Origin of the sequence: Pseudomonas tehranensis, from assembly GCF_014268615.1 — a bacterium.
Taxonomy (GTDB): domain Bacteria; phylum Pseudomonadota; class Gammaproteobacteria; order Pseudomonadales; family Pseudomonadaceae; genus Aquipseudomonas; species Aquipseudomonas tehranensis.
Genome location: NZ_JABWQV010000345.1, coordinates 1 through 4,205, shown reverse-complemented (window position 1 = coordinate 4,205; position 4,205 = coordinate 1). Strand labels below are relative to the sequence as shown.

Genomic DNA, 4,205 nt, shown 5'->3' with positions numbered 1-4,205 from the left:
CCAAAAGTGACCCGCCGTAAGGGCGGAACCGCCAGTGGCCGTCACCGAACAAACGGATATACACACCGCCCCCCGAAACGAAGCCATAAAAAAAAATCGCGCCTCCCCGTTCAGGAAAAAGCGCGGTTTTCTCTTAGCGATTCCAGCTTAGTGCGATACGCGACTCGTACCATCCACAGTAGAAATACGAACCCGCTCACCCACACGGAACACTTCGTTTTCCTGAACCTGCTGCACATAGGCGCGCATGCTGCCGTCGTCTTCGCGAACGGTGATTTCCACACCCTGGGTACGGGTCAGGCCTTCTTCGGTCGCGGAGCCGATCAGGCCGCCGGCCACGGCGCCGATCACGGCAGCAACGATACTGCCACGGCCACCACCGATGGCGCTGCCACCCACACCACCTACCACCGCACCCGCCGCGCCGCCGATCGGGGTCTTGGTGCCTTCGATCTTGACCGGACGCAAGGCTTCAATGGTCCCCATGCGAATCGTCTGCACGCGACGCGCTTCGTCACGGGAATAGGAGTCACCGGTCAGGCTCGACTGACAGCCAGTGAGCAACATCGCCATCGTGGAAAAGGAAGCAACCAGCAAAACAGACTTACGCATAGCATCAAACTCCAAAAGACAGGTATTCATTAAACTCCGCAGCTTGACGCCTGTCACGGCTTCGCCGGGATAAAATTGTTTTCATTCAGGTGGGATACAGACTCGCCCGAAAAATTCACCCAAACAGTAGCGCCAATTTCCGCTATCCGCGTCACTGACCTGAGGGTTTCTCATGGATTACTTCATCATAGCCGCTACCACCGTAGCCGGTTTGTACTTTCATTGGTGGCTGTACGTGCGGATCAAGCGCTGGATGGACCGCGATCTGGCACTGTCATTGGCGGGGCAGGATGAGCTGAAAAAAGCTTACATGCTGCAACAATTGGCCGACGCCCAACAGCAAGGGATCAAGCGGCGCGCCCTGCCGCAATGGCTTCAGGCCGCCGCCGCGGACTATCCCCAGGTTAAGGCGCCAGACGCTCGCGGACCCAGTTCGCCTCTTGCAGGCGATAGTTGAGGCGATCATGCAGACGGCTCGCCCGCCCTTGCCAGAACTCGATACGCTCGGGCAGCAGACGATAGCCGCCCCAATGCTCCGGGCAGTGAGGCTGGCTGTCACTGAAGCGTTGTTCGGTGGCCTTGAGCAAGTCTTCCAGCTCACCTCGACCGGCAATCACCCGGCTTTGAGGTGACGCCCATGCCCCGAGGCGACTGCCCAATGGCCGCACCTGGTAATAGGCGTCCGACTCTTGCGCCGTGACCTTCAGCACCTTGCCCTCGATACGCACCTGACGCTCCAGCGTCGGCCAGAAAAAAGTCATGGCCGCGAACGGGTTCGTGGCCAGTTGCTGACCCTTGGCGCTGTCGTAGTTGGTGAAGAACGTGAAGCCTTGGGCATCGAGCCCCTTGAGCAGCAGGATCCGGCAATGCGGGCGCCCATCGGCATCCACGGTCGCCAAAGTCATGGCGTTGGCCTCCACCGGCGCCTGTTCGGTTTTCACCGCGTCGGCGAACCATTGGTGGAACAGCGCGAACGGCTCCGCCGGGGCCTGCGCCTCGGTCAGGCCATCGCGGGTGTAGTCGCGGCGCATATCAGCCAGCGTCTGGGTCATGGCGCGCTCCTTGTAATTAGCCCATCACTGCTTGGATGCATCGGCGGCCGCGACTTTCTTGGCATCGGTAGCGGCTTTGGTCGGTTGCGGCTTCTTCGCCACCGTCGCTTTCTTGGCCGGGGCTTTTTTGGCAGGAGCCTTGGCGGCGGCCTTTTTGACCGGGGCTTTTTTGGTGGCAACAGCCTTGGATTTGTTAGCCGCTGGCGCAGGCGCTGGCGCCAAAGCCGCAGGTTTCACGTCCTGGACCGCCACCAACCTTACTGGCGCCGGCGCCGACGCCGGCATGTTGTACTTGCTCAGCAGCGCAACCATGGTGTTTTGCGGCGTGACCAGCAGCTCGACACGACGATTCAAAGCGCGACCTTCAACGCTGTCATTGGCGGCACGGGGCGCAACCGAACCCATGCCACGCAGCATCAGGCGATCACGCTGCAAGCCGCTGAGACGGAAAATCGCCGCCACGGATTGGGCGCGTTCCTGGCTGAGCTTCAGGTTGACCGGCGCAGCGCCCGACGTGTCGGCGTGGCCGAGGATCAGCACGGCAGTTTTCGGATCAGCTTCCAGGATTTTCGCCACACGGGTGAACGGGCCGAGGCTCACCGGCAGCAGCATGGCCGGACGGTCCGGGTTGAAAGAGCCGTCCACCGGTGCGGTGACCACCAGCACGTCGTCGCGGCGTTCAAGTTCGAGCTTGCTGTCCTTGATGGCCGTGCGCAATTTCGGCTCGTAGTCGTCGAGCCAGGCCTGGGTGACTTTCGGATCCGGCATCGGTACCGCCTTGGCGGTTTCCTGATCGTTGCCGCCGAATGGCCACCACCACTTGCCGTTGCTTTCAGCTTCGGCCTTGGCGACGGTAACCGGCGTCTTGACTTCAGGTTTGGCGTCGACTTTTTTGGCGACGCCGTCGGTGGTGTCATCGGAAGAGAACGGCCACCACCAGTGAGAGGCACCCTCGGCCTTGGCTTGTGGCGCGACAGCAGCCGGTTTCAGCGGCGCCGTTGACGTCGGTTCTTTGGCCGCGACCTTGTCGGAGGCGCCGAACGGCCACCAGCCACTGCCGCCCTCGGCATCATTTTGTGGGTTTTGTGCGCAACCGGTGATAGCGAAGCACAGCGCCAGAGCGAGGGTTTTATTCGATGACATTGGATATCCACAAAATGATGTAAATGAAAAAACAAAAGGCCGTGTTCGGGCCGCATAAACAGACGGTTGGAAACTGAAAGGAACACGAGGTTCCTATGCCCGCCGCCTTCGCTAAGGTTTTATAGACAAGTGGCAAGTACCCGCGCAAGGTTCTGCGCCCGCGGATCCATCAAAACGTATGGCCCGAGGGTATTTGTCACAAAGCCAAAAGCCACATCGTGTTCGGGGTCGGCAAAACCGATGGAGCCCCCCGCCCCAGGATGACCGAATGCCCGAGGGCCGAGGCCATAGGTCGCGTTCGGCACATCCGGCTGATCGAGCATGCAACCCAGGCCGAAACGGGTCTGGGTCAACAAGGTCTTGTCGTCGCCGAAGCTGTGCTGGCGAGTCAGTTCGTCGAGCATTTCGCCCTCCAGCAGGCTGCCGTCCAGTAGACCGGCATAGAACCCGGCCAGGCTGCGGGCGTTACCATGGCCGTTGGCCGCCGGTTGCTCCATGCGCCGCCACTCCGGCTTATTGGTGCTGGTCATGATCGAGGGCGGGTTAGTGAAGGCCCGGGTCGTCATGGCCGTGGGTTCGCGCATCGTCACTTGTAAAAGGCGCTGGGCCGCCGCATCGCCCACATTGCCTTTGCCGCGAGCGATGTGGGCCACGCGATGAAACTCTTCATCAGCCAGGCCGACGTGGAAATCCAGACCCAACGGCTTGGCAATCCGGGCCACGATGGATGCCCCCGGCCCACGACCGTCAGCCCTGCGCAGCAGTTCGCCGACCAGCCAGCCGTAAGTGATCGCCGCGTAGCCGTGACCCTCTCCCGGCGTCCACCAGGGCGTTTCAGCGGCCAATGCATCGACCATGGTCTGCCAGTTATAAAGTGCTTCGGGCGCCAGCAGTTCACGTAACGCCGGCAACCCGGCCTGGTGGCAAAGCAACTGACGGAGCGTGACGGCTTGCTTGCCGGCTGCCGCGAACTCGGGCCAATAACGGGCGACAGGGGCATCCAACTGCAGCTTGCCTTCGGCCACCAGTTGCAGGGCGGTAACGGCGGTGAACGTTTTGGTGCAGGAAAACAGGTTGGCGATGGTGTCGCTGTGCCAGGCTTCACTGCCATCCTTGTCGGCCGTGCCGGCCCACAGATCGATGACCGTGCGGCCACCGACCTGAATGCACAACGCCGCGCCGCGCGCCTGAGGATCGTCGAACAGCGCCGCGAAGGCTTCACGCACCGCCTCGAATTGAAGCTCATAATGGCCTTGAATCTGCACCCGCAACTCCCTTGAAACAAACACTTTTTTGAAGTGGCCTGTATTGTTTCAGCCATTGAGGTTTTTGGGAACTGCTGGGAGACGGCTGACCGGACTGGCACTGGCCTTTGTGGCGAGGGAGCTTGCTCCCGCT

The 4,205-nt window shown here is 61.2% G+C and carries 5 protein-coding genes; 1 reads left to right on the top strand and 4 read right to left on the bottom strand.

The genetic code is table 11. The annotated features are described in order from the left end of the window. Nucleotides 1–147: 147 nt before the first annotated feature. Nucleotides 148–612, bottom strand: a complete 465-nt coding sequence (locus HU811_RS25525; RefSeq protein ID WP_047228399.1) for an outer membrane lipoprotein — start codon at nucleotides 610–612, stop codon at nucleotides 148–150. 172 nt (nucleotides 613–784) lie between these two features. Between HU811_RS25525 and HU811_RS25520 the strand changes: the two genes are divergently transcribed. Continuing rightward, nucleotides 785–1,069, top strand: a complete 285-nt coding sequence (locus tag HU811_RS25520; RefSeq protein ID WP_186658821.1) for a hypothetical protein — start codon at nucleotides 785–787, stop codon at nucleotides 1,067–1,069. On the opposite strand, the gene pdxH is transcribed toward HU811_RS25520, so the two are convergent. The 3 genes from pdxH to HU811_RS25505 all read right to left on the bottom strand — a co-directional run bounded on the left by pdxH (nucleotide 1,017) and on the right by HU811_RS25505 (nucleotide 4,072). Beyond that, on the bottom strand, nucleotides 1,017–1,664 hold the full coding sequence (gene pdxH / locus HU811_RS25515) for a pyridoxamine 5'-phosphate oxidase (RefSeq protein ID WP_092396988.1): 648 nt from the start codon (nucleotides 1,662–1,664) through the stop codon (nucleotides 1,017–1,019). The genes HU811_RS25520 and pdxH overlap by 53 nt on opposite strands. 24 nt (nucleotides 1,665–1,688) lie before the next feature. Continuing rightward, complete coding sequence (locus tag HU811_RS25510) at nucleotides 1,689–2,807, bottom strand: OmpA family protein (protein ID WP_186658818.1); 1,119 nt, start codon at nucleotides 2,805–2,807, stop codon at nucleotides 1,689–1,691. A 119-nt stretch (nucleotides 2,808–2,926) separates the two neighbouring features. Continuing rightward, on the bottom strand, nucleotides 2,927–4,072 hold the full coding sequence (locus HU811_RS25505) for a serine hydrolase domain-containing protein (RefSeq protein WP_186658815.1): 1,146 nt from the start codon (nucleotides 4,070–4,072) through the stop codon (nucleotides 2,927–2,929). Nucleotides 4,073–4,205: the final 133 nt, after the last annotated feature.

Excerpts from the sequence above, each read along its gene's own strand:
- HU811_RS25525 (WP_047228399.1), bottom strand. The coding sequence starts at position 612 with ATGCGTAAGTCTGTTTTGCTGGTTGCTTCCTTTTCCACGATGGCGATG.
- HU811_RS25520 (WP_186658821.1), top strand. The coding sequence starts at position 785 with ATGGATTACTTCATCATAGCCGCTACCACCGTAGCCGGTTTGTACTTT.
- pdxH (WP_092396988.1), bottom strand. The coding sequence starts at position 1,664 with ATGACCCAGACGCTGGCTGATATGCGCCGCGACTACACCCGCGATGGC.
- HU811_RS25510 (WP_186658818.1), bottom strand. The coding sequence starts at position 2,807 with ATGTCATCGAATAAAACCCTCGCTCTGGCGCTGTGCTTCGCTATCACC.